22 protein-coding genes and 1 pseudogene are annotated in these 24,898 nt (G+C 68.7%); 5 read left to right on the forward strand and 18 right to left on the reverse strand.

Annotated features, from left to right (window positions below; genetic code table 11):
- Positions 1-12: 12 nt before the first annotated feature.
- The 3 genes from ACLBWX_RS12990 to ACLBWX_RS13000 form a co-directional block, all read right to left on the reverse strand.
- Positions 13-2,097 carry a TonB-dependent siderophore receptor gene (locus tag ACLBWX_RS12990; RefSeq protein WP_447677478.1) on the reverse strand — a complete coding sequence of 695 codons (2,085 nt, stop codon included), beginning with the start codon at positions 2,095-2,097 and terminating at the stop codon, positions 13-15.
- Between the two features lie 424 nt (positions 2,098-2,521).
- The gene (locus tag ACLBWX_RS12995; protein ID WP_056476849.1) at positions 2,522-2,824 is read right to left on the reverse strand and encodes a hypothetical protein; all 303 of its coding nucleotides are present in this window, start codon (positions 2,822-2,824) and stop codon (positions 2,522-2,524) included.
- 204 nt (positions 2,825-3,028) lie between these two features.
- Positions 3,029-3,961 (reverse strand): LysR family transcriptional regulator, encoded by a 933-nt coding sequence (locus tag ACLBWX_RS13000; protein ID WP_447677479.1) that lies wholly within the window; start codon positions 3,959-3,961, stop codon positions 3,029-3,031.
- A 325-nt stretch (positions 3,962-4,286) separates the two neighbouring features.
- Between ACLBWX_RS13000 and ACLBWX_RS13005 the strand changes: the two genes are divergently transcribed.
- Positions 4,287-5,399 carry a type II asparaginase gene (locus ACLBWX_RS13005; protein ID WP_447677480.1) on the forward strand — a complete coding sequence of 371 codons (1,113 nt, stop codon included), beginning with the start codon at positions 4,287-4,289 and terminating at the stop codon, positions 5,397-5,399.
- Positions 5,400-5,549: 150 nt separating this feature from the next.
- Here the strand turns inward: ACLBWX_RS13005 and ACLBWX_RS13010 are convergent, their stop codons facing one another.
- The 7 genes from ACLBWX_RS13010 to ACLBWX_RS13040 form a co-directional block, all read right to left on the reverse strand.
- Entirely contained in the window at positions 5,550-6,113 is a 564-nt protein-coding gene (locus tag ACLBWX_RS13010) for an N-acetyltransferase family protein (protein ID WP_447677481.1), read from the reverse strand.
- A gap of 145 nt (positions 6,114-6,258) precedes the next feature.
- Positions 6,259-7,179, reverse strand: coding sequence for a bestrophin family protein (locus ACLBWX_RS13015; RefSeq protein ID WP_447677482.1), 921 nt, complete (start codon positions 7,177-7,179; stop codon positions 6,259-6,261).
- A gap of 79 nt (positions 7,180-7,258) precedes the next feature.
- Complete coding sequence (locus tag ACLBWX_RS13020; RefSeq protein WP_447677483.1) at positions 7,259-8,014, reverse strand: glucose 1-dehydrogenase; 756 nt, start codon at positions 8,012-8,014, stop codon at positions 7,259-7,261.
- 201 nt (positions 8,015-8,215) lie between these two features.
- Positions 8,216-9,166, reverse strand: a complete 951-nt coding sequence (locus tag ACLBWX_RS13025; protein WP_447677484.1) for a LysR family transcriptional regulator — start codon at positions 9,164-9,166, stop codon at positions 8,216-8,218.
- A gap of 54 nt (positions 9,167-9,220) precedes the next feature.
- A complete protein-coding gene (locus ACLBWX_RS13030) occupies positions 9,221-11,194 on the reverse strand; it encodes an acyl CoA:acetate/3-ketoacid CoA transferase (RefSeq protein WP_447677485.1) in 1,974 nt (657 codons plus the stop codon).
- A 323-nt stretch (positions 11,195-11,517) separates the two neighbouring features.
- Positions 11,518-12,876, reverse strand: a complete 1,359-nt coding sequence (locus tag ACLBWX_RS13035) for an ATP-binding response regulator (RefSeq protein WP_447677486.1) — start codon at positions 12,874-12,876, stop codon at positions 11,518-11,520.
- Positions 12,873-14,060: an FIST N-terminal domain-containing protein gene (locus ACLBWX_RS13040; RefSeq protein ID WP_447677487.1), complete on the reverse strand. Its 1,188-nt coding sequence runs from the start codon at positions 14,058-14,060 to the stop codon at positions 12,873-12,875. Before ACLBWX_RS13040 ends, ACLBWX_RS13035 begins: the two co-directional genes overlap by 4 nt.
- A 142-nt stretch (positions 14,061-14,202) precedes the next feature.
- Here ACLBWX_RS13040 and ACLBWX_RS13045 point away from each other — a divergent pair, with 142 nt between their 5' ends.
- The gene (locus ACLBWX_RS13045) at positions 14,203-14,862 is read left to right on the forward strand and encodes a response regulator (RefSeq protein WP_447677488.1); all 660 of its coding nucleotides are present in this window, start codon (positions 14,203-14,205) and stop codon (positions 14,860-14,862) included.
- Between the two features lie 17 nt (positions 14,863-14,879).
- Here ACLBWX_RS13045 and ACLBWX_RS13050 read toward each other — a convergent pair whose 3' ends face one another.
- Positions 14,880-15,317: a PRC-barrel domain-containing protein gene (locus ACLBWX_RS13050; protein WP_447677489.1), complete on the reverse strand. Its 438-nt coding sequence runs from the start codon at positions 15,315-15,317 to the stop codon at positions 14,880-14,882.
- Between the two features lie 236 nt (positions 15,318-15,553).
- Entirely contained in the window at positions 15,554-15,679 is a 126-nt protein-coding gene (locus ACLBWX_RS13055; protein WP_447677490.1) for a hypothetical protein, read from the reverse strand.
- A gap of 614 nt (positions 15,680-16,293) precedes the next feature.
- Between ACLBWX_RS13055 and ACLBWX_RS13060 the strand changes: the two genes are divergently transcribed.
- Positions 16,294-16,659, forward strand: a complete 366-nt coding sequence (locus ACLBWX_RS13060) for an SWIB/MDM2 domain-containing protein (RefSeq protein ID WP_056476824.1) — start codon at positions 16,294-16,296, stop codon at positions 16,657-16,659.
- A 116-nt stretch (positions 16,660-16,775) separates the two neighbouring features.
- On the opposite strand, the gene ACLBWX_RS13065 is transcribed toward ACLBWX_RS13060, so the two are convergent.
- The 4 genes and pseudogenes from ACLBWX_RS13065 to ACLBWX_RS13080 all read right to left on the reverse strand — a co-directional run bounded on the left by ACLBWX_RS13065 (position 16,776) and on the right by ACLBWX_RS13080 (position 20,633).
- Positions 16,776-18,920, reverse strand: coding sequence for a helicase-related protein (locus ACLBWX_RS13065; protein WP_447677491.1), 2,145 nt, complete (start codon positions 18,918-18,920; stop codon positions 16,776-16,778).
- 184 nt (positions 18,921-19,104) lie between these two features.
- Positions 19,105-19,841, reverse strand: a pseudogene (locus ACLBWX_RS13070) (YciE/YciF ferroxidase family protein).
- On the reverse strand, positions 19,801-20,385 hold the full coding sequence (locus ACLBWX_RS13075) for a sigma-70 family RNA polymerase sigma factor (RefSeq protein WP_447677492.1): 585 nt from the start codon (positions 20,383-20,385) through the stop codon (positions 19,801-19,803). Before ACLBWX_RS13075 ends, ACLBWX_RS13070 begins: the two are co-directional and overlap by 41 nt.
- Complete coding sequence (locus tag ACLBWX_RS13080) at positions 20,382-20,633, reverse strand: NepR family anti-sigma factor (protein WP_447677493.1); 252 nt, start codon at positions 20,631-20,633, stop codon at positions 20,382-20,384. The genes ACLBWX_RS13075 and ACLBWX_RS13080 overlap by 4 nt, the downstream gene beginning before the upstream one ends.
- A gap of 515 nt (positions 20,634-21,148) precedes the next feature.
- Here ACLBWX_RS13080 and ACLBWX_RS13085 point away from each other — a divergent pair.
- The gene (locus ACLBWX_RS13085; RefSeq protein ID WP_447677539.1) at positions 21,149-22,078 is read left to right on the forward strand and encodes a glutaminase; all 930 of its coding nucleotides are present in this window, start codon (positions 21,149-21,151) and stop codon (positions 22,076-22,078) included.
- Between the two features lie 31 nt (positions 22,079-22,109).
- Here ACLBWX_RS13085 and ACLBWX_RS13090 read toward each other — a convergent pair whose 3' ends face one another.
- Positions 22,110-22,832, reverse strand: a complete 723-nt coding sequence (locus ACLBWX_RS13090; protein ID WP_447677494.1) for a helix-turn-helix transcriptional regulator — start codon at positions 22,830-22,832, stop codon at positions 22,110-22,112.
- 75 nt (positions 22,833-22,907) lie between these two features.
- Between ACLBWX_RS13090 and ACLBWX_RS13095 the strand changes: the two genes are divergently transcribed.
- Positions 22,908-23,501 carry a glutathione S-transferase family protein gene (locus ACLBWX_RS13095; protein WP_447677495.1) on the forward strand — a complete coding sequence of 198 codons (594 nt, stop codon included), beginning with the start codon at positions 22,908-22,910 and terminating at the stop codon, positions 23,499-23,501.
- A 120-nt stretch (positions 23,502-23,621) separates the two neighbouring features.
- Here ACLBWX_RS13095 and ACLBWX_RS13100 read toward each other — a convergent pair whose 3' ends face one another.
- Entirely contained in the window at positions 23,622-24,662 is a 1,041-nt protein-coding gene (locus ACLBWX_RS13100; RefSeq protein ID WP_447677496.1) for a glutamine synthetase beta-grasp domain-containing protein, read from the reverse strand.
- Between the last annotated feature and the right edge of the window lie 236 nt (positions 24,663-24,898).

Below are 24,898 nucleotides of genomic sequence, written 5' to 3' on the forward strand. Positions count from 1 at the left end.
GGGAGCGACCGGTTACCAGCGGTAGCCGATGCTGCCGAGCACCCGGCGACGCTCGCCGTAGTAGCAGGCCGTGACCGAGTTGCAGCTGCTCACGATGCGCTCGTCCGAGACGTTCGAGACGTTGAGCGCGAAGCGCCAGCCTTCCCAGTCGTAATGGGCGACGAGATCGCCGACGACGTAGCCCGGCACCCGGAAGAGGTTGGCCGTGTCGGCGAAGGAGCGACCGACACCGCGTACGCCGCCGCCGAGACCGAAGCCGCGCAGGAAGCCGTTCTGGAACGTGTAGTCGACGAAGAGTGAGCCGTATTGCTCCGGCGTGTTGACCAGCGTCTTCCCGATGTTGGCGGCGGTACCGTCCCGAGTCACCGCGAGGTCGTAGGCGGTGTAGGAGGCGACGGCGCGCAGGCCCGGCGCGAGATTGGCCACGGCCTCCACCTCGAAGCCGCGCGAGTTGACCGCACCGGTCTGGATGGACTGAAGCACGTTCGCCGGATTCGCCGTCAGCACGTTCGTGCGGGTGAGGTCGAAGAGGGCGGCGGCGAAGTAGCCGTCGAAGCCCGGGGGCTTGTACTTCAGGCCGACCTCGGTCTGCTCGCTCTTCTCGGGCAGGAAGAGCTGCTGGAGGGAGGTATTGACCCCGACGAGCGGGGTGAAGCCCTGCGCGTAGGAGACGTAGGGCGCGAGCCCCGATTCGTCATTGTAGATCAGGGCGGCGCGGCCCGTGAAGGCGCTGACGTCGCGGCTCTGGCCGACGGAGCCGGGGGTGCGCGGATCGTTGTCGGTGGCGACCCAGTCGTTGCGGCCGGTGAGCAGCAGGGTGAAGTTGCCGAAGGTAATCTGGTCCTGCAGGTAGGCGGAGAACTGATTCTGGGTGATGACCGAGTTGTTCAGGGCGAACGAAAGGTTGAGCGGTGTGTTCGGATAGATCGGTCGGATGAGGTTCAGAGAAGGACCGGATCCGAAACGCTGATTGTCGTCGAGCTGATAGCGGCGATACTCGAAGCCGGCGAGGACAGTATGACCGACATCACCCGTGCGAAATGGGATGATGAGCTGGTTGTCGATGTCGCTTTGCACCCCGGTATTCTGGGCAAGGAAGTCGAAACGCGACAGATCCGCCGCAGCAGAGTTGGTGGCGTAGCCGCCGCCGAAGCGGTTGGCGAGGTTGACGCTCACGGAGCCGTGGCGGGCGTTCTGCCGGAACTTGACGTCGTTCTCGAAGCGGTGCTCGAACTCGTAGCCCACGAAATCCTGGGCGCGCGTCAGGCGGTCGGTCGCCGGGTCGCCGGTGAAACGGTTCGTCTTGATGAAGCCGAAGGGCGCCGGCGTCACCGTGCCCTCGTAGGGCAGGAAGTTCTGGGTGCCGGCGCGGTCGCGCTGCACCTGGGCGAGGACGGTGAGCGAGGTGTCGGCGTCGGGCTTCCAGGTGATCGAGGGCGCGAAGAAGAAGCGGTCGTTGTTGACGTAGTCCACCTGCGTGCCGCCCGCCCGGCCGAGACCGACGAAGCGGTAGAACAGCTTGCCCTCGGTGCCCGGCGCGTCCACAGGACCGCCGATATCGAAGCCCGCATAAGCATTGCCGTAATTGTCGACGCCTGTCTCGACGTAGCGGATCGGTATGATCGGCGGCCGCTTGCTCACCGCGTTGATGATGCCGCCGGGACTGGCCCCGCCGTAGAGGCCCGAATTCGGTCCCCGCAGGATCTCGAGCCGCTCCAGGCCGAAGGGCTCCAGCTTCCAGGTGGCGAACGCCGAGGTGAACAGCTGCAGCCCGTCGAGGAAGTAGCCCGACTCCTGCGCGGTGAAGCCACGGATCAGGAACCAGTCGTTGCGCGGGTCGGCGCCGAAGGTCTCGCCGCGCACGCCCGGCGCGTAACGCGTCGCCTCCGCGAGCGAGGCCGGCTTCTGGTCGTCGATCTGCTGGCGCCCCACCACGGAGATCGCCTGGGGCGTCCGGATGATCGCGGCGTCGGTCTTGGTGCTCGAGACGGAGCGGGTCGCCACGTAGCCGGCGACGGGTCCACGGGGATCCTCGGCTGCGCCGATCGCGGTGCCGCCCCGGCGGTCGCCGACGACCTCCAGGGTATCGAGGGTCACGCTCGAGGCACTTGGCGGGCTCGATTGCTGTGCGGTCGCTGGAGAAGCGGTGCCGATAGCGAGAATGGCCACCAAGGAAAACAGCGTCGCCCTCAAGCCGCGTGAGTGCATCGACGGTTTTTCATAAGATAGCACAGACAAACGGGACACGTTTCAACCCATGGCCAAATGTACTTTGACCAGTTGAAACAAAAATCTGCGCCGGTCAACGAACGGACTACAACATGAATATGATCTTTCTCCAGACGTGCTCGCAACGCAACATTTTAGAACTAATACAATTACATGCTTCCGCGGGATGCGGCGGCGCGGGCCTGGTCGCGTCTTTCTGAAACGACAACGGCCCCGCCGAAGTGGCGGGGCCGTTGTCGTTCGATCGGTGCGACCGCGCCGGGACGGCGCGGTCCTGTGGCTGAGGACCGCCTTATTCGCAGACGCGGACGCGGCGAACGTGCTCGTAGCCGTAGGCATCGACGTAGCCGCGGCGCTCCATGTGGCACACCTCTTCCTCGACATAGACCGGGCGGGGGGCCCGGTAGACCGGCCGGCCGGGGTAGTAGCCGCCATCGTTCTGAGACGAGGCGATGGCGCCGCCGACGGCGAGGCCGCCGAGCACGCCGAGAGCGGCCGCGCCGCCCGGGCTGATGCCATCGCGCGCCTGGGCGCTCGGGATCGCCGCGACGGCGACCGTTGTGGCCACGAGGGCCGCGACCAGCGAGTTCTTCATAGCTCCGTTCCTTTGATCCCGAAGAGCCTGTGCCAAATCCGTAGCGTCACGTTGGGAGGGAATCACCGAACGGTTGATGAACGGTAACGCACAGCGCCATCCCGACGAATCGCATCCGTGCGAATCCTCACGCGCCCATGCAGATCGCGCAGGATTGTGCCGCTTCCATGGCCGCTTCCATGGCCGCATCCCGGCGCCCGGCCGTCAGATCGTTCCGGTCGGTTCCTCGACCAGGGCGCGGAGCGTGCGGCGCAGCCAGCGATGGGCCGGGTCGTCGTCGTAGGAGGCGTGCCACAGCATCGAGATCGCGACGTCCTCCAGGTCCACCGGGGCCGGGCTCACGGTGAGGCCGAGGGCCCCGGCGAAGAAGGTGGCGAGCCGGGAATGCATCGTGGTCAGTACGGGGGCACTGCGCACCAGGAACGGCACCGCGAGGAAGCGCGGCGTGGTCACCGCCAGGACGCGCCGGCGTCCGAGCCGCGCCAGGGCATCGTCGACCACGCCGTGGGCGGTCTCCTTGAGGCTCGTGAGCACGTGGGGAAAGCGCAGGTAGTCGTCCAGCGCGATCGGCGGCGCCAGGCCGACGAGGTCGGCGTTGAACATGCAGAGGTAGCTGTCGCGATAGAGCAGGCGCTGCTTGTGGTGGGTCTGCCCGTCCGAGAAGAACCCGATGCCGAGGTCGACCCGGTCGGCATCGAGTTCCTGCAAGATGCGGATGCGGTCGATGGAGCGCAGGAGCAGGCTGATGCCCGGCGCCGCGTTGCGCAGGTGGGCGAGGAGGCGCGGGCCGATCAGCACCTCGGCGCTGTCGGGCAGGCCGATGGTGAAGGTGCGGGTCACCGTGCGGGGATCGAAGGCATCGTCACGGCGCACCAGCGCCTGGACCTGCCGCAGCAGGGTCCGCACCGGCTCGGCGAGGGCCAGCGCCCGCGGGGTCGGGCGCATGCCGTCGGGCGCGCGCGTCAGGAGTTCGTCGGCGAACAGGGTGCGCAGGCGCGCGAGGCTGCTGCTCATCGCCGATTGCCCGATGCCGATGCGGGCGGCCGCGCGGGTGACGCTGCGCTCCGCCAGCAGGGCGTCGAGGGCGACGAGCAGGTTGAGGTCGACCCGGGACAGATCGATGTGATCGATGGTCATGATCGCTGCGTTGTGTTTGGTCCGGGCGCACCGCGCAGCATCCGCGCCGCGGAGGCAAGGGAAATCGGAGGCAACGGCGCCTCGTCGCGGCGAGCACATCCTGCCCCCTTGCCTTCCCGGGGGAGCCGAGGCGCGGGCGTGGCGCCGCCGGCCTCCCTCGTCCGAGGGACGAGCCCCACTTCCGGCGCCTGCGCACCAGCGGAAAGGAGCGTCGCGCCTCGCGCCCGCCTGCCTCGCCATTGAGCGGGGGCGGACGCGATTTTCGGCTGTGCCTGATCGCCGGGCCGGGCCACAATGCCGGTCCCGAAACGACCCGAGAATCCCCATGCGCCGCACTCTGCCGATCGCCCTGATGGCCTTGATGGCCGGAACCGTTCATCCCGCGCGCGCGCTGGAGGGTCCGATTCCGGCCAAGCCCGGCGAGACGGCCACGGCCCCGGCCGCCTCGGCCAAGCCCCGGGTGGTCATCGTGGCCACCGGCGGCACCATCGCGGGAGCCGGCGCGGACGCGGCCAACAGCGCCACCTACCAGGCCGCCAAGGTGCCGGTGGACAAGCTCATCGCCGCCGTGCCGGCCATCGCGCAGGTCGCGGACGTGCGCGGCGAGCAGGCCTTCCAGATCGCCTCCGAGAGCTTCACCAACGCGCAGCTCATCGAGCTCGCCAAGAAGGTCTCCGCCCTGGTCAAGCGCGACGACGTCGACGGGATCGTCATCACCCATGGCACCGACACGGTGGAGGAGACCGCCTATTTCCTCGACCTCGTGGTGAAGACCGACAAGCCCATCGTGATGGTGGCCTCGATGCGGCCCTCCACCGCGATCTCGGCGGATGGCGCCCTCAACCTCCTCGACGCCGTCACCGTGGCGGGCGCCAAGGATGCCCGCGCCAAGGGCGTGCTCCTGACCATGAACGACGAGATCCAGGCCGGGCGCGACACCACGAAGCGCGTGAACATCAAGCCGTCGGCGTTCTTCAGCCAGTGGGGGCCGCTCGGCATGGTGGTGGAGGGCAAGACCTACTGGTTCCGCGCGCCGGTGAAGCGCCACGGCACCACCTCCGAGTTCAACATCGACGCCATCGACAGCCTGCCGGAGGTCGCCATCGTGTACGGCTCCGGCAACATGCACCCGGAGCCCTACACCACGGCCGTTGCGGGGGGCGCCAAGGCGATCATCCATGCGGGCACCGGCAACGGCTCGGTGGCGGGCTACCTCGTCGACACCCTGAAGGATCTGCGCGCCAAGGGCGTGCAGATCATCCGCTCCTCCCGCGTCGGCGACGGCTTCGTGCTGCGCAACGCCGAGCAGCCCGACGACAAATACGACTGGGTGGTGGCCCACGACCTCAACCCGCAGAAGGCCAAGATCCTCGCCGCCGTGGCACTCACGAAGACGCAGGACTCGAAGGAACTGCAGCGGATCTTCTGGGAGTACTGAGCGGTTCGGGTCGATGGCGGATGGCTTGGACTGCGTCCGCTGTCGACCCCGACCGTGGCGCATACGTGCCTGCCGGCGTCGCCGGAACTCGGATATGTGATTGCCGCCGCTCGAAATCGGCCTGGGATCGAAGCTGATCCTTCGCCACCGTCAAACGAGTGTCGAGAGGGAAGGCCAGGAGATCCGCAAGATCGCTTTTCCGCTCGCGGCAGGGATGCGTGATGTGGCGCGCTCCACGACACGGCCGCCGAGCCTCCGATAGAACCGGAGGCCGTTCCGGTTTTCCTCGAAAACCCAGAGATGCAGGCCACTGCATGAGCCCAGCGTCACCAACTGGCGTGCTGTTGAACGAAGCAGACGTTCGCCTATCCTCTGGCCGCGCAGCTCTGGCAGGACATGAAGATTGTCAACTAAACTACCCCAACGCTCATCGAAGTCGCGGTAGGCCGCGATGAAACCGACCAACCGCCGGTTCGGTCCTCGGGCGGTCTCGACCAGCAGGTTAGGCGGCGGATTGCTCAGCCTCTCAGACCAGAAAGCGTGGCGATCCTCTTCGATGGGACCAGCGAGGAACGTCGGGTCCAGAATCGAACGGTAGGCGTCCCTCCAGCTTGCCAGGTGGACCGTCGCGATTGCTGCAGCATCCAATTTTTCCGCTGCTCGGTACGTGAATTCGACCCTGTCCCAGCCTTCTTCAGACAGCGGTCCGATCAAGTGAGGCACGCTCCTGTCCGTGAGGGGAAGCGACACGACATCGGCCGGTCCCCGCTCTCACTCGGACGCGGAAGGCTCGAGATCCACCCATTCCGGACGTCGGCGGAGCGGCCCAGCCGGCGACGCCGGACGAACGCCCCCGCTCTCACGTCAGCAGATAGCGTTCCGGCTCCAGGGGCGGCGGCGCCGTCTCGCCGAGCGCATCGAGCACGATGCCGTCGATGGTGTTCAGCAGAGCGTCGAGCGGCAGATCGTTGGGGGCCAGCCCGAACGGCTCTTCCAATTCGTCGCCCAGCGCATCGAGGCCGAAGAAGGTGTAGGCGACCAGCGCCGTGGCCACCGGCGTCGCCCAGCCGAGGGAGGCAGCCAGACCGAAGGGCAGCAGCAGGCAGTAGACCCAGGCCGTGCGGTAGAGGAGCAGGGTGTAGGCGAAGGGCAGCGGCGTGTTCTGGATGCGCTCGCACACCACCTGGACCTGCGCCAGGGCGGCGATCTTGTGCTCCAGAGCGGCCAACAGCACGTCGGTGAGAATGCCCTGGCGATAGGCCCCGGCGAGATCGGCGGTGAGCCCGGCCAGCACCGCATCCGCCGAACTCGGATGCCGGGCCAGCGGCGCGACCTCCGCCTCCGGGAGCCAGGGCGCGGCCGCGGCGCGAGGATCGCCGCCGCGGAGCTGCGCATGCAGGGCGTGGGCGAAAGCCGAGAGGCGCCGGAGGCTGCGCCCGCGCAGGGGCTCGGCGGCTTCGCCCGGCAGGAGGGCGGGCACGAGCCGGGCGAGCCCCCGCGCCTCGACCACGAGGCTGCCCCAGGCCCGGCGCCCCTCCCACCAGCGGTCGTAGCAGGCGCTGTTGCGAAAGCTCAGGAAGATCGAGAGGGCGATCCCGATCAGGGTGAAGGGCCCGATGCCGGCGGTGATCGGAAACGCCTCGGGCCAGCGTCGCTCCGCCGCCACCACGACCACGGCCACCAGGGTGATGCCCACGACCTTGAGGGCGACCTGCGGCAGGATCGAGCCGCGCAGGGTGAACAGGATATCGAGGAGGCTCGGGCGCGAACGAACGATCATCCCATCGTCTTCTCAGGCCACGGCGCGTCCCGCAACCGGGGCCTCCTCGGCGGGACGGCCCGAGCCGCAAATGTGATGATCAGAGCGACCAGCCGCCGTCGACGGAGACCGCGGCGCCGGTGACGAACGCGCCGAGGTCGGCGCTCATCCACAGGACCGCCTCCGCGATCTCCTCGGGCCGGCCCAGGCGGCCGACCGGCTCCAGATCGATCGCCTTCTGGATGTCGCCCCCGGTGAAGCGGTCCATCATCGGGGTCGCGATGTTGCCGGGCAGGACCGCGTTCACCCGAATGTTCGCGGTGGCATAGTCGAGCGCGGCCGACTTCGTCAGACCGATCACGGCGTGCTTCGAAGCGGCGTAGCTGGCGCCCCCGGCGACGCCCCGGATGCCGGCTCCCGACGCGGTGTTGACGATCACGCCGCCGCCCTGGCGCAGCATCTGCGCGATCTCGTGCTTCATGCAGACGAAGGTGCCGCGCAGGTTGATGTCGAGGATGCGGTCCCACTCGTCGAGGGCGATGTCCGCCACCGGCGCCGCGATGTTCTCCACACCAGCGTTGTTGAAGGCGATGTCGAGCCGGCCGAAGGTCGCGACCGTCTCGGCGACCGCCGCCTCCACCTCCTCAGGTCGCGCGATGTCGCAGGCAAGGTGCAGCCCCTCGCCGCCGGCCTCCCGGATCGCTTCCGCGGTCTGCTGCAGGGCGGCCACGGTCCGGTCGAGGACGGCGACCCGAGCCCCTTCCCGGGCGAAGGCGACCGCGGTGGCGCGTCCGATGCCGCTGGCGGCTCCGGTGACGAACGCGACGCGGCCGGTGAATCGATCGGGGCGGGACATGGCAGGACCTCACGGGTTCGAAGAGTGGAAGCGCCAATGATCCGGAGGATGTCCCGATGACCGCGCCCTGCGCGCCGTCGCCGGTGGACACCGTCCCGGAGCGTCGGCCTGGATGTAGGCGGGACGATCCGGCGGGGTGAGCCCGTGCCACCTCATCGGGGCGATGAGCCCTACTCATCGTTTCGTGCGAAGGCGACGGTGTCAGAGCCCGAGCGGGCGCATCTCGCGGATCAACGCGATGAGCAGCCGCAGACCGGTCGGGAGCTGCCGGCGGCCGGGGTAATAGAGATGGAAGGCGGGGCCGGCCGGGGACCAGTCGTCGAGCGCGCGCCGAAGGGTCCCCTCCCGGACCGGCGTCGCCACGCAGGGTTCCGGCAGGTAGGCCAGGCCGGCGCCGGCCTGGGCAAGGGCGATCGCCAGCCCGGTGTTGTCGAGGGTCAATGCCCCCGGCACATCCAGGGCGACGGCCTCGCCGTGCCGCTCGAACTCCCAGCGATAGATGCGGTCGTTGCCGAGCCGGATGCCCAGGCCGCGATGGGCGAGCAGATCGTTGGGATGCATCGGCACACCGAAGCGCGCCAGGTAGGCGGGCGCGCCGACGACGACCCAGCGGATCTCGGCGGAGAGGCGCTGCGCGATCATGTCCTCCGGAACCGTGTCGCCGTAGCGGATCCCGGCATCGGCCCCCGCCTCGACGACGTCGAGCAGGGTGTTCGAGACGCGGACATCGATCGCGATATCCGGATAGCGCGCCAGGAAGACCGGCAGGACCGGGGCCAGGAGGAGCGCACTCGCGTGCTCCAGCACGTTGAGGCGCACGCGGCCGGCCGGCTCGCCGCGATGACGGTTCAACGCCTCGACGGCCTGTCCGATCGCCGCGAACGGCCCGTCGAGCGAGGCGAAGAGGTCCTCGCCGGCGGCCGTGAGCGTGACACTCCGGTTCGTGCGGTTGAGAAGGCGCACGCCGAGTTGCGATTCCAGGCCCTTCAGGGCATGGCTCAGCGCCGAGGCGCTGACGCCCAGTTCAAGGCCTGCACGCCGGAAGCTGCGATGCTTCGCGATCGCCAGGAAGGCCCCGAGGGCGGGTAGGCTCGTACGGCTGGGCGGCACGGATCGGTTGTGCCCACGCTCGGGTGCCGACGCAAGCACCATGAGCCGTCTTCATCGTCGACGCCGCCGGCTCCGGGACGGGCGCCGCCCCCGGGCTCACGCCGCCGAGGCGATCGCTGTGGAAGCGCGCCGGATCTTGCCGGCCCCGTCCAGGAAGGCGTGGGCATCCTCCTTGCGCTCGAAGACGTGGGGCGCGACGCCGCGCCGGGTCAGCGCCTCTTCCATCTTGAGGCGCAGGAAGGCGCTGGTCGCATAGCGGGTGGTGGTGAGGTAGTAGTTCGCCTGCAGGTACTGGATCATGTGCGCGTAGTCGTCGTACAGGTTCTCGTTGATGCGGAACCCGTCGTGGTTGACCACGGTGTTGACCCGCTGGCCGGCCTTCTTGCAGGCGCCCACCAGCACCAGGCGCAGGTCGTCGAGGTCGCTCTTGGCACGGGCGTGCCAGCCCTCCAGGTTCACGAACAGGATGTTGCGCTCGGAATCGTAGCTGACCCGCTCGGGAAGGTTGAGGTTGAGCAGGTCGGCCAGCAGCTCCATCGGCTCGTCTCGGAACAGCCGGGCATCCATCGGCATCGGCTGCTTGATGATCGGCCGGAAGCCCATGTGGGGCAGGATGTCCCGCTCGATGTCGATGCCGGGGGCGACCTCGATGAGTTCCAGGCCCTCGTCGGTGAGCTGGAAGACGCAGCGCTCGGTCACGTAGATCACCGGCTGCGCGCGCATCTGCGCATAGTGCCCGCTGAAGGTGATCTGCTCCACCTGCGGCAGGAATTTCTGCGAGCGGCCTTCCGTGACGATCCGGAGCTTGCCGTCCTCGATCACGGTCTCCAGGCCGCCCACCGTGAAGGTGCCGGCGAAGACCACGGAGCGGGCGTTCTGGCTGATGTTGATGAAGCCGCCGCAGCCGTTGAGGCGGCCGCCGAACATGCTGGTGTTGACGTTGCCGTGCTGATCGCACTCGGCGAGGCCGAGGCAGGTCATGTCGAGGCCGCCGCCGTCGTAGAAATCGAACATCTGATTCTGGTCGATGACGCAGTCGGCGTTCGTCGCCGCGCCGAAACTCGACCCGGAGGCGAGGACGCCGCCCACCGCGCCGGCCTCGGTGGTCAGGGTGATGTAGGGGGTGACCTTCTCCTCGTTGGCCACCGCCGAGATGCCCTCGGGCGCGCCGACGCCGAGATTGACGACGCCGTTGGGCGGCAGCTCGAAGGCCGCGCGCCGGGCGATGACCTTGCGGGCATCGAGGGGCATCTTCTTCATGCCGCTCACGGGGACGCGAATCTGACCGGCCAGCGCCGCATCGTGCTGCACGCCGTAGTTCATGCGGTGCATCTCGGGCTCGGCCAGCACCACGCAATCCACCAGGATGCCCGGAACGCGGACGTCCTTGGGCAGCAGGAATCCGTCATCGACGATGCGCTCCACCTGCGCGATGACGATGCCGCCGTTGTTGCGCGCCGCCATCGCCTGGGCGAGGCAATCGAGGGTCAGGGCCTCCTTCTCGAAGGAGATGTTGCCCGAGGGGTCGGCCGAGGTGCCGCGGATGAAGGCGACGTCGATCTTGGTGGCGGTGTAGAACAGCCACTCCTCGCCATCGACCTCCACGAGCTTGACGATCTCGTCCGTGGTAACGGCGTTGACCCGGGCGCCGCCATGGCGCGGATCGACATAGGTGTGCAGGCCCACCTTCGAGAACAGGCCGGGCTGGCCGGCGGCGCAGGCCCGGTAGAGCTGCGAGATCACGCCCTGGGGCAGGTTGTAGCCCAGGATCTTGTCCGCCTGCGCGGCCTGCGCGACCTTCGGCATGCGGCCGAAATTGGCCGCGATCACGCGGCGGAGAAGGCCCTCGTGGTGCAGGCGCCCGGTGCCGAGGCCTTTGCTGTCGCCCGCCCCCGCCGTCATGATCAGGGTGAGGTCGCGGGGAGCGCCGGTCTCGACGAAGCGGGTCTCCAGGGCGGCGTGAAGCGCCTCCGGGATGCAGCTCTGCACGAAGCCCGTCGTGGTGACCACGTCGTTGTGCCGGATCAGCGCGATCGCCTCGCCGGCCGTGATGACCTTGTTTTTCTTCATGAACCGGGCCGTCCTCCGCATCCCAGGCCGGCGACGGACGACAGGTCATGACCTGCGGCGGCGCGCGCTTGGGGAAGTCTTATTCTGGCGCGTGAGCGTAAAGACCTGCAGGAAGCTTCGCAAGAGCGGTTCAACTGTCGCTGCAGCGCAATTTCATCTTGGTGCAATGCAAATTTTTCAATCGAGCATCAAACTGGACTGAAAGCGGGCCTGCAAAAGATTTCACATTCCGCCGACGGAAGCGTGACAAGACGGAACGATGCCTCCGATACGGCCAAGTTTATTCAAAATACTCTTCGGGCGCGCACGCCCTGGATGTGCGCTCAGGCCAGCAGATAGGTCAGGAGCGCCCGCAACTGGGCCGGCCGGACCGGCTTGTGGACGAGTTGCGCCCCGAGTTCGGCGACCTGCGCCTCGATCTCCGGGGAGTGGTTGGCAGTGGTGACGATCACGGGCAGGCGGGTCTCGGCACGGCCATCGAGATAAGTCGCCACGTCGAGGCCGCAGGCACCGTTGTCGAGATGGTAGTCGAGGATGAGCAGGTCCGGCGGATCCATGCCCGCCGCGAGCGCCGCTTGGACCCCGGCAAGGTCGCGGTGGACGCAGACCTCGGCGTCCCAGGCGCGCAGGAGCCGTTCCAGGGCATCGGCAGTGGGCGGGTCGTTCTCCACCACCAGAACCCGCGCGCCCGTGAGCCGGGTCGTGACCGGGGCGGCGGGGACCGCGTGCTCCGGCGGCGTCAGGCTCACCGGCACGGTCAGGGTCATTCGGGTGCCGCACCCGACCCGCGAGGCAAGGTCGAGGGGATGGCCGAGGGCCTGGGCCATGCGACGCACGATGGAGAGGCCGAGCCCGAGGCCCGGCTCGTCCCCCTCCCCATCCGCGCCGCCGCGGAAGAATTCCTCGAAGACCAGGCCCTGCTCCGCCGGGGCGATTCCGCAGCCGGTGTCGAGCACCTCGATGAGGCAGGCGTCGCCTCGCCGCCGGACCGCGACGAGCACGCCGCCGTGCCGGGTATAGCGGATGGCGTTCGAGACGAGGTTCTGCAGGATGCGCTGAAGCAGCATCGGGTCGCTGGCCACCACCAGGTCGGGTCCGCGCAGGGTGAGGCGCAGTCCCTTGCGCTCGGCGAAGGGGCGAAAGCTCGCAACGCTGCTGGCCAGAAGCTCGCCGAGGGCCACCGGCTTGATCGCCGGGCGCACCACGCCGGCATCGAGCTTCGAGATGTCGAGCAGGGTCTTGATCAGGTCCTCGATGATCTGGAGCCCGCGCTCGATCTGACCCGAGATCGCCGCCGCCTCCGGTCCCAGGGGCAAATCGGCCAGGGCGGAGGCCGAGAGCCGGGCCGCGTTGAGCGGCTGCAGCAGGTCATGGCTCGCGGCGGCGAGGAAGCGGGTCTTCGAGCGGTTGGCGTTCTCCGCTTCCTCCTTGGCCGCCACCAGCGCCGTGTTGGAGCGTTCCAAACGGTGCATCAGCCCGGTCAACTCCTCGGTCCGGGTACGGACGCGGCCCTCCAGCATAGTGGCGGTCTGGAACAGCGAGTAGGCACCGCCCTGCTGGTCCATGCTGCGCTCGACATGCGCCATCAGGGCCGCATTGATGCGCTCCAGCTTGGCGATGCGCCGCAGGTGCGCGTCCTCCGCGACCGCGCGCGGTGCGGCCTCCGGCGGCAGGACGATCATGGCTTGGCCCCGCCGCGGCCCGGCTCGCCCCGCCCGATGGCGATGCCGGTGAAGGTCTGGTTGAGATGCATCGACCGGTACTGCTCGCCGTAGGTGTCGAAACCGACGATGTCGTAGCGTCGGTAGAGATCGACGATGCCGTGCCGCACCTGCCGGCTCTCGGCGTCGAGACGGCGCAGGACGCATTCGAAGCCGATGACGAGGTCGATGCCACCCAGCGCCGCGTCGAGGCGGGCGAGTTCGGCCTCCGTCGCCGCCACGATGTCGCGCGGACGCGCCAGGGTCAGCACCACCCCCTCGTCGATGGCGCAGAAGAAGCTGAGCGAGCCATCCGCGTTCATGCGCCGGATCGACCGGCAGAAATACTCGCCGCCGACCTTCACCGCGAGGGGATAAGCGGCAAAGCTCATCGGCGACAGGCGCTCGGGATCGAGACCCACCGCCATGGCGTATTCGCGCGCCGCCGGCTCGGCGTTGAGCTCATGCACGATGCGCTGCTCGTCGTCGGACGCGGTGACCACGAACTTGGTCCCGGTCGGCTCGAAATTGTCGCTCTTGAAGATCTGGACCGGGAAATCGGATTCGACGAGGAGCAGGACGGCGGCGCGCTGGTGGATGCGGCCGTCATGGAGCAACACGGTCTCGCGGAAGGTGAGATCGTCGCCGGCCGAGCCGCCGACGAGGGGGATGCCGTCGAGCGCCCAGGCGATGGCCGAGACCACCGTCTCCTCGGCATTGGTGAGTCCGTCGATCAGAGAAACGGCGAAGTAGCGGCCGGATGCCGGATCGGCGCCCACCCCGTCGAGACTCCGGCGAAGGGTCCGCACGCTGGAGGCGGTCCGCTCCACGTCGAGATGGTCGATGGCGTCCAGCAAGGTCGAGACGATGCGGAAACCCGCCCTCGGGAACGCGATGACGACGAGGCCCCGATCGAGGCCGCCCGCCGGCGAGATGCCGCCCGACATGGTACAGCCCGCGATGCCCGCGCCCGGAAAGCGCGCGCAGAGCCCGCGATTTAAGGTCTCGACGTCGTAATCGGCCGAGAAGAAGGCCACGATCTGGGCGACGGGACGCGGGCCAATGGCCTCGCCGATCTCGGCGATCGCCACGGCGGCCGCGGCGGCGTCCGTCCACGCCGTCGTGATGCCGCACAGATGCGTACGCACCTGCGTCCCCTCTGCCACGTTGCGCTCCCCAATGCTCGACGCGTGCCGGACTTGACGCCCGGTTCTGTGCGATGACACGAGTATGTCGGGCGGCCGGTTCCCGCGCAATGCGGCACCGAACGGCTCCGGAACAGGGGCGCACGCACCGGGCGGAACGGGCATGCATCTCCTCATCGTCGACGATCACCCGCTCTTTCGCGACGCCCTCGCCAGCGCAGTGGGCCTCGCCTATCCGGACGCGACCCTGCACGAGGCCGACGGCATCGCCAGCGCCTGCGCGGTACTGAGGGCGCAGCCTGCCATCGAGATCATCCTCCTCGACCTGTCGATGCAGGGCGTGACCGGCTTCGAGGGGCTGTTGGCGATCCGGGCGCAGGCGCCGCGGGTGCCGATCCTCGTCGTCTCGGGCCTGGAAGATCCGCGAATCATCCGGGAGGCGCTCGACCACGGTGCGGCCGGTTTCGTGCCGAAGGCGGTCGACAAGGCGACGCTGACGCGGGCCATCGCGGATGTGCTGGCTGGAGGCCTCTCGGTGCCGGCGAAGCTACCGACCGCGACGCTTGCGCCGTCCTTCACCCGCAAGGCGCCGATCGCCGAGCGGGTCGCGAGCCTGACCCCGCAGCAGGTGCGGGTTCTGGCGATGATCCGCCAGGGCCTGCTCAACAAGCAGATCGCGCACGAGCTTCAGGTCGGGGATTCCACCGTGAAGGCGCACGTCTCCGAGATTCTGCGCAAGCTCGACGTGATCAGCCGCACGCAGATCGTCATCGAGACCGCACTCCTCGACTTCGACCGGATCCTGGCGGCGCCGGAGAACTGAGGCGCCCGTCCGGCGCCTCAGGCGGTCGGGATCTTCGAGCCACCGTAATGGCCGTCGACGCGCTCGCCGAAGGCCGGGTCGGCGAAGGGATCCTCACCGGGGCCGTGGGTCGGCGCGCCCGCCAGGGTGTCGCGGTCGATGTCGACGACGTAGCCGCCGAGATCGACGCTGTAGGTCAGCGCACGCCAGGGCACGGGATGGTAGCTCTCGCCCAGACCGAGGAACCCGCCGAAGGAGATGACGGCATAGGCGACCTGGCCCGAGACCTTGTCGACCATGAAGTTGTAGACCGTACCGACGTGCTCGCCGTCGTGGCTGTAAGCGGCGGTGCCCTCGACCTTGTTCGAGGCGATCAAGCGGCGGGTCTCGTCGATGGCGACACCCTCGGCCGAGGGATCGAGTTCCATCGACCCGGCCGGGCGGATGCTGCGCTCGTTCGGAAGGTCCGTCGGCATGCGCATTCCTCTCTGCAGATGGGTTCGGCGACGTGAGAACACCGGACGCGGCGCTCGACCGGACAAGCCGCGACCCGCGCGGGGGTTCCGGCCTCCGGCCCGCTCGACGACCGGCACGCCGATCTGCGGGGCCATCCTCCGGCGCAGCCCGCGGCTCTCCGGAAACGGCTCGAACCCGGACAGGAAGAAAACCCGGGTGCAGCGTTCGAGGGCGCAGGCGGTTCGGGCGCCGGCCGTCAGATCAGGCCGGCATCGCCACGGGCGCCGGGGCCGGCCTGGGCCTCGACCGAGACCAGCGTGCCGAGGCCGATGATGAGTGCGGCTGCGGCACCCAGCGAGAGCGTGAAGGCAAGGAGGATCATGCCCTCGGTATCATCGGTCTCCCTTAAGGTTCGGTGATGCTCCTGGGCCGGCTCCGTCCCAAAACTGCGCGTCGCGGCGTGACGACCGGTTCGAGCCCTGCCGGTTCCATCGTCCGCCCCCGTCGTTTCCAGTAAGTCTTGCGCATCAATTCTTCGTCGCCGCCATAAAATCTTGCGCGCGGGGCGGCGCCCTTCGGACTGTACGCGAGCCCGGACCGGTTCCCCGTCGGCACGGCGCGACGCCAGCCGGCGACGTCGGTGCGGCCGGCCGCGCGGACGCTGGAGCGCATCCGCTCGGACATCCCGACAAACCCTTGCTGCCCAATGATTTTTCTTACCCGTGCTCACGCCCACCCGCATGGGCGCCCTGCCCCGACTCCGCGCCGAAGTACAGGTCGGCGCAGACCAAGTTCTCACCAAGTCGAAGCCGTCTCTTCTCTGTGCGGAGCGGCCTCGACCGCACAGCCGGCTCTGCGCCTGTGGATGACAGGCGCGCAGAGGACGGTTTCCCCTTGGAACGCTCGCGGCACCGCTTAGTTGTTGCAGCTATGCGCTGCGAGGCCACCGGCCGTGGGCGTACCGGCGCTCACCGTCGACATCCGGAGGAAGACCCCATGGCAAAGAGCACCACGAAGACCGCCGAGAAGGCCGCCCCCAAGGCTGCCCCGAAGGACGCCGAGAAGCCCGCCGCCAAGGGCAAGAAGGTCGCCGCGCCGAAGGGCGAGGGTGCCAAGCCGAACGCCCTGCAGCAGCCGCTGAAGCCGTCCTCCGAGCTCGCCGCCGTCGTCGGCGATGCCGCTCTGCCGCGCGGCGAGGTGGTGAGCAAGGTCTGGGAATACATCAAGAAGCACAATCTCCAGAACCCGGAGAACAAGCGCGAGATCCTGGCCGACGACAAGCTGAAGAAGGTCTTCGGCAAGGACAAGTGCACCATGTTCGAGATGAACAAGCACCTGGCTGCGCACCTCAAGTCGGCCTGAGCCGCGACCCGCTCGACACGCGTCCCGGATCGGCCAGGGGGAGGGGATTTCCCCTCCCCCTGGCCGNCCGACCGGTCACTACGGCGGATCATGGCGGGCGCAGAGGGACTGACCCATCAGCCCCGCGCGCCCGCCCGCCGGGTCCGCCGCTCGACCTTGCGGGTTGCCGTCTCCCTGAGATGGCGCTCGATCTCGCCGTTCGCCTTGGCACGCATCGCCCGCATGGCATCGGCATCGTCGAAGGTTTCGGGAAAGCGCCGGGACAGCCAGAGATAGGCGCTGGCGAGCTTCACCGTCCGTTCCTGGTAGTCCAGTTCGCCCGCGAGGTTCGCCCGCAGGGCCGGCACGCTCGTGCCCGCCGCCCGGGCTTGGGTCCAGCGCTCCAGCATCCCAAGGGAGACGGGGTCGCGCCGGTTGACCGGGCAGACCGAGAACGCGAACTTCTCCGCGATCGGCAAGCGCGCCTTGTCCACCACCCGGGCGATCTCCAGGATCTCCTCCAGGGCGGAGGGCTGGAACGGTGAGCCGGCGTAGAAGGTGGCGCGAGCGAAGTGCGTCAGCACCTCGCGCAGGCTGTCGGTGCGCATCTCCTCGGCCACGGAATTGATCGCGATGAGGTCGGGGCGCACGAAGAAGCGCGTGTCGGCGGCGGGCGCGGTCGGCGCGCCGGCGAGCGCCGCCCGGATCGGCTCCAGCCCTGTCTCGTCGACGGCGGCGACGTAGCCCTCGTCCTGGTGCCCGAAGCGGCCGGCGCGCCCGGCGATCTGACGGATCTCGGAATTGGTCAGAGCCCGCTCGCCGACGCCGTCCCACTTGCGCACCGCCGAGAAGACGATCCGCCTCAGCGGACCGAGGTTGAGGCCCATGCCGATGGCGTCGGTGGTGACGAGGACATCGGCGTCACCCGCCCGGAAGCGCGCGGCCTCCGCGCGCCGCACCTCGGGCGAGAGCGCCCCATAGATCGTCGCCACCCGGTGCCCGGCCGCCACCAGGATCTCACGGTTCTCGTGGACGGCCCGGCGGGAGAACGCCACCACCGCGTCGCCCGGCGTAACCTTCTCCAGGGGAACCGGTGTTTCCTGCAGCACCAGCGGCGTCTTGCGCACGAAGGTGATCACTTCGAAGGACTCGTTGGCGGCCTCAGCGGCGCGGCGCACGGCGGCCAGCGCGTCGTCCGAACCGCAGACCACCACGGTGCGAGCGGCGACGCCGAACAGGGCATTGGTCCAGGCCCAGCCCCGGTCGGGATCGGCGATCATCTGGATTTCGTCGATCACCGCGACGTCGACGGGCCGGGTGAGGTCGGCGGTCTCGATGGTGCGCGCGGTATGGGTCGGGTCGAGATCGCCCAGCGTCTCCTCGCCCGTCACCATGCCGGCGCGCAGGCCGCGCTCGGCCAGGGCCTCGTAGTTTTCGAGCGCCAGCAGCCGCAGGGGGGCGAGGTAGGTGCCGGTGGGTGCTGCCCGCAGCATCTCCAGGGCCGCATAGGTCTTGCCGGAATTGGTCGGACCCATGTGGAAGATGATGCGCCGGCCGAGGCGCCGGGCGGCGGTAAACTTCTCGATGTAGGCGCCGAAGCCGACCTGATCGCGCAGACGGCGCAGGCGCGAATCCTCCCGCGCCACGCTGCGGGCGCGGGTGCGCACGCCCTTCAGGGTATCGGTCAGCGACTGGTTCAGGTTGGGCGAGAAGAGGAAGGCGCGCGAGCGCAGGGATCGGTCGAGGTGGTCGATATAGGTGGCGGCATCGGCTCCCACCTCGCGCAGGTCCTCGGCGACCTGGTCACGCAGACGCTCCACCGCTCGGCGCAGGGCTTTCGCGGTCCGCAGCTGGGTCTCGGCGACGGCGGCGCGCAGTTCCTCGAGGCGCCAATTCGGATCGTTGCGATGAGCCATGCCGGACAGGATGCCGGCGATGCCGGTCTCGGGCGTCGCATCGACCCGCAGGTCGAGACGCCCGCCGTCGAGGACGGGGATCAGGGTCCGGATGGTCCAGGCGATACTGCCGTCCCGCATCACAGCCGCGCGCAGGGCAGGAACCGCTTTCTTCACGGCCGCGACACCGCCCTCGGCGAAGGCTCGCCGCGCCCTCAGCTCGCGCAGGGCCTTGGCGACCACCGCATCCTCGACGAGGCCGCCATAATCGGGCAGGCCGAGATGAAGCCGCAGGGCGTCCACCTCGACGCTGCGGGGCGGCAGGCCGAGGCGGGCCGCCGCCTCCAGCAGGATCTCGTTCGTCGGTCGCGCGCGCTTGCGGGCCATGGGCCTCTCTTCGGGGGTCTCGATCCGCCGCGGACGGACGACCGGGCCGCACCAGGGTGCGCGGGACGCGGCCCAAAAAGCAACGGCTCGGATCAGCGCAATCCCAACCGTGCACCGGGCCGCTTCCGGCCGCGCGCTGGTTCACCTGCCGCTCCGCCGGGCCGGTGAGCAGATGGTCCGTAGACTACTCCTCGTCGAGGTTCCGCCGGAGAACGCTGGCGCACTCCTTCCGCCCCAGACGCTTGGCCCAGGCAATCAGGGTTCCGTAGCGGGTGATCTCCCGATGCTCCATCGGCTGGGCCGTGGCCACGCGGGCGGCGTCCGGCACGTCTCCTTGCCGGCGATCTCACCGGCAACCCCGTTGGCCTCCTCGACGATGCCGTAGATCGCCGGTCGGGTGACCGCCCTGGGGCTGTGCCCGCGCTCCCGAAAGACCTTCTCCGGGCGTTGGATCCGATCCTCCGTCTGACGGTGGCGAGCGTCGAAGCTCTGCTTCGGTTCCGGATGGGTCGCCTCGGCGATGATCTTGGGCAACGCCTTCGTGATCTGGTTCTCGGCGCAGTCGGGTGGGTCGAAGCGGGTTGCGCAGCCGCGACGGCGCGTCGTCGATCCTTGCGCGACCACGTACGCCAGGGAAGCGGTGCGATACACGAGAGTTCCGCCGGACCGACCGCATTCTGGGCCTTGGTGGCGAACGACGTCACGTCCCGGGTTCGAGCCGGTGCTCGCCCGCGACGGCGAGGCCCACGGAGGGCTGATCGAGGACCTGCACGCGTCCTGAAGGCGCCCGCCTTGCGCGACGGCAGGCGTCTGAGAGGCCGTCCAGGTGATCGCCTCCACGCGATCGCCTCTGGGCGGCGCCTTGCCCGGCGCGCGATTGCTACCCGGGCGGTGCCCCCAATGCCGCCCGGGTGAAGGCATCGGCGCCGATATCGTCGGTCCCGTTCATTCCGAGGCTCTCGATGAGGCGGCCGCGCGCCCGGCTGACGCGGCTCTTCATCGTCCCCACGGCGACGCCGCAGATCTCGGCCGCCTCCTCGTAGGTGAAGCTCTGCGCACCGACGAGGACCAGGGCCTCGCGCTGGCTGAAGGGTAGCGCGTTCAGCGCCTCCTGGAACTCCAGCATCTCGACCCGGATCTCCTGCTCGGGCAGGCTCGTCAGGCGCCCGGCCAGGGCGCCGTCGGCATCCTCCACCTCGCGCTTGCGCTTGCGCTGCTCGGAATAGAACAGGTTGCGCAGGATCGTGAACAGCCACGCCGTGAGGTTGGTGCCTCGCGTGAAGCTGTCGGCCTTGGTCCAGGCCCGTACCAGGGTGTCCTGGACGAGGTCGTCGCTGCGGTCGAGATCGTAGGTCAGCGAGAACGCGAAGGCCCGCAGGGCCGGGATCGCCCCGAGCAGGAGTCCGCGCATTTCGTCGTCGGCGCCCTGCGGTGTACCGACCGGGGCTGGCATCGCGTTGGTCATGAAGATCCTCGCGTGGTGTTGCTGGCGGCCAGATCGGCGAGGAGGGCATCGAATCGGCCGGGTAGCGGCTGGTTCAGCACCTCGGCGTAGAGGAGGCGCAGGTTGCGCCCGATGCGCCGCCGGGCCTCCGCCGTCATCCCGGCTTCGCCCGGGCCGGTTCGGACCTGCGGGGACGGCGTGATGCCGGGAACGATCGCGTGCGCAATGTCGACGGCGGTGATTCCAAGCCCGGCAACGTCCGACCGCATCCGTGTCACGGGTGCCGGTCCCGCCTGCATCAGGCTGCCCGTCATCGGTGTCGCGAGATGGACAGCGCCGGGTTCGGTTCTGCGGTTCGGGTCGCTCGAATCAATGCTCATTGCTGCTCATCGCTCGACGGCCGGGGCCGGAGAGTCCGGAGCGCCGTCATTTCAGCGGCCGTGCTAGGGCTGCGCGATTTAACGAGCTCTGAAAAAAGCATTCATCCGATCTTAAGCCGCCAAATGCAGGCGAAAGATCATGAGCATCAGTTGGAAACGATTAGAAACAATGTCGATACATTGGTCAAGCTTCGCCGTTGGAAACTTATAGTATCACGATCCTGTCGCCAAACTGAACAGTACGGAAGCGTAGCTTGGTCGCTCTCCCGCCGCGCGGCGCCGAGCGGAGCCAGCACGCATCACGCGTTGCACTCTGCCGCGGAGGCCCGCGTGGCCCGGCGCTTGCGCGCGTCGGCCAACCCCCTCGCCCCCCACCGCGGAAGCGCTGCCCGATGCCGTCAGACCTGTCCGATCTCGATCACGTCGTCCGCGAGATCGCCGACGAGATGCGGGAGCGGCCGGACCGGGGCGAGGTTGCGACCTACATCCCGGAGCTCGCCGGGGTCGATGCCAAGGCCTTCGGCCTCGTGGTGATCGACGCCGAGGGCCGCGTCGCGGCCGCGGGCGACTGCGACGCGGCCTTCTCGATCCAAAGCATCTCGAAGGTCTTCACCCTGACCCTCGCCCTCGGCATGGCCGGCGACCGGCTCTGGCGCCGGGTCGGCCGCGAACCCTCCGGCAGCCCCTTCAACTCCATCGTGCAGCTCGAGCGCGAGCGCGGCATCCCACGCAATCCGTTCATCAACGCCGGGGCCATCGCGGTCACCGACCTGATCCTGTCCGGGCACCAGCCCCGCGAGGCCCTCGGCGAGATCCTGCGCTTCATGCAGTTCCTGGCGCAGGATCCGACCATCGCCATCGACGAGGCCGTGGCCGCCTCCGAACTGCGCACCGGCTTCCGCAACATGGCGCTGGCCCACTACATGAAATCCTTCGGAGTGCTCGACAATCCGGTCGATTTCACCCTTGGCGTCTACTTCCACCATTGCGCCATCAGCATGTCATGCCGGCAGCTCGCCCAGGCGGGCCGCTTCCTCGCCCATTCGGGCCGCAACCCGCTGACGGGACTTTCGGTGGTCTCGCCCGAGCGGGCGCGCCGCATCAACGCGGTGATGCTCACCTGCGGGCATTACGACGGCTCGGGCGAGTTCGCCTACCGCGTCGGCCTGCCCGGCAAGAGCGGCGTCGGCGGCGGCATCCTGGCGATCGCGCCGGGCAAGGCGTCGATCGCCGTATGGTCGCCCGGGCTCGACGCCTCGGGCAATTCCCATCTCGGCCGGATCGCCCTGGAGCGACTGACGAAGCGACTCGGCTGGTCGATCTTCGGAGCCTGAACCATCGCGCGCCGGCGCGGAGGCACCCGGCTCAGGAAACCGTTCCACGCGGGGGCGCCGCGCGCTGCCGGGCCGTCTCGCGCAAGGCGGCAAGATAGTCCCGGAGCAGGCTCACCCGCCTGGGCCGAAAGCTCGCGCCCGTGGCCGCGGCGGCAGCGATGCGGTCCGCCCGGAAGATGCGGTGGGCCCCACGCAGGCAACACCAGGCGAGAACCACCAGCTTGGAGTCGAGATAGACGATCGCCAGCGGCCAGATCGTGCGCTCTGTCTCCCGCCCGGCCTCGTCGGCATAGCGGATCCGGACCGCCTCCTCGCGCCAGCACCCCTCGCGCAGGGTCGCTAGACCGTGCGCGGGCGCGAAGCGCGCCTCCGACCGGCGGACCTGGGAGACGGCGTGCAGGAGGTGCTGCTGGCTCGCGTCCGGCAGCGTGGCGGCCACCTTGGCGAGCACCGCGACGGCCGCCCGGGCCAGGGCCGGGTCCCCCATGTGGCGGACCTCGGACAGCCCCAGCGCAAGGGCTTCGATCTCGATACGGTCGAACGTCTGGGGCGGCAGCGCACCGTCCTCGATCAGGCGGTAGCCGTAGCCGCGTTCGCCCTCGATCACGGCACCGGCGGCCCGCAGGGCATCGATGTCGCGATAGAGGGACCGGACCGAGACCTCGGTCTCCTTCGCCAGGCGGGCGGCCGTCACCGGCGCCGGCAGCGCGCGCAGGACCTGGAGCAGGCGGAAGAGGCGATCCGTGCGAGCCATCGTGCAACTGACGGAAAGTGGCAGGTGCCTCGCCGTATAAGCTGCGATGCCGAAGCCGCCAACCGGAGCGCCCGCATGCTGACCCTGTTCCATTCCCCCCGAAGCCGTTCGACCCGCGTCGTCGCCCTGCTGAAGGACCTCGACGCCCTCGACGCCGTGACGATCGAGCGGGTGTCCATCCCGCGGCGGGACGGCACGGGCGGTCGGGATCCGGCCAATCCGCATCCGGACGGCAAGGTGCCGTTCCTGATCCATGACGGCATCGCGATCTGGGAGAGCAGTGCGATCATGCTCTACCTCGCCGACCTGTTCCCGAATGCGGGCCTGAGCATCCCGCCGGGGCATCCACGCCGCGGAGCCTATCTCAGCTGGTTCGCATGGTACTCGGGTGTCGTGGAGCCCGTGCTGACGCTCGAGGCGGTCGGCCTCACGCATCCCGGCCTCGTGGCCACTTTCCGGAGTCACGCGGAGGTGAAGGAGCGGCTGCGCGCGGCCCTGGCGGACGGGCCCTTCCTGCTCGGCGACCTCTTCACCGCGGCCGACCTGCTGCTCCACTCGCCCTATGCCTGGTTCGGCAAGCCCGGCGAGCCGATCCTGGACGCCTGGGTCGAGCGCTGCCTGGAGAGGCCGGCCGCGCGGTTCGCCGCGGCGTTCGACGCCGCGGCGTGAACCCGGTACGGCCCACCCGAAGCGGCTGCTCAGAGGAAGTGCAAAAAGAGGGCCTGCCGCGGCTTTCGCGGCAGGCCCTGACCATCAGACGAGCAGAATACGCGATGGCGTGCCTAGAATTTAGGCCGCAGCCTGCTGATCGGTCGCGGTCGGAACCGAAGCGATGGTCTTCAGGATCTGCGACGCGATCTGGTAGGGGTCCCCCTGGCTGTTGGGACGGCGGTCTTCCAGGTAGCCCTTATACGCGTTGTTGACGAAGCTGTGCGGCACGCGGATCGAGGCGCCGCGATCGGCGACGCCGTAGCTGAACTGATCGATCGCCGCGGTCTCGTGCTTGCCGGTCAGGCGCATGTGGTTGTCCGGCCCGTAGACCGCGATGTGGTCGTCGAGGTTTTCCTCGAAGGCCGCCATCAGGGCCTCGAAATAGGCCTTGCCGCCGACCGTGCGCAGGTGGTCGGTGGAGAAGTTGGCGTGCATGCCCGAGCCGTTCCAGTCGGTGGCACCGAGCGGCTTGCAATGGTACTCGACGTCGATCTCGTAGGTCTCGCACAGACGCTGGAGCAGGTAGCGGGCGATCCACATCTCGTCGGCCGCCTTCTTGGAGCCCTTGCCGAAGATCTGGAACTCCCACTGGCCCTTGGCCACCTCGGCGTTGATGCCTTCGTGGTTGATGCCGGCGTCGAGGCAGAGATCGAGGTGCTCCTCGACGATCTTGCGGGCGATGGAGCCGACTTCCTTGTAGCCGACGCCGCAATAGTACGGGCCCTGCGGCGCGGGGTAGCCGGTGGCGGGGAAGCCGAGCGGACGGCCATCCTTGTAGAAGAAGTACTCCTGCTCGAAGCCGAACCAGGCGCCGTCATCGTCGAGGATGGTGGCGCGCTTGTTGGAGGCGTGCGGGGTGACGCCGTCCGGCATCATCACTTCGCAGAGCACGATCACGCCGTCCTTGCGGGTGGAATCCGGGACGTGGCGCACGGGCTTGAGCATGCAGTCGGAGCTGCCACCCTCGGCCTGCATCGTCGAGCTGCCGTCGAAACCCCAGAGCGGAAGCTGCTCCAGGGTCGGAAATGCGTCGAATTCCTTGATCTGGGTCTTGCCGCGAAGGTTCGGCACCGGAGTGTAGCCGTCGAGCCAAATATACTCGAGTTTGTATTTCGTCATTCCGAGCCTCTCGTCCTGGAGCGATGCGAAATCCCAGGACACCTGACGGGATTCGCAGCCATCGCTGGCTGGAGGCGCCTAAGCAACGTTCGCGCCACATCCGGCGAGCCCACGCCTGCGGCATATCGGCAGGGGCGTCCCGGGCTGGCCGAGGCCGAAAGAAGGCGACCCCGGGGCGACGGCATCGCGTGAGACTTCGTTAATGAGTTCGCCCTAGCCCTGACAGAGTCAGGAGA

It is taken from the genome of Methylobacterium sp. M6A4_1b, assembly GCF_053345175.1.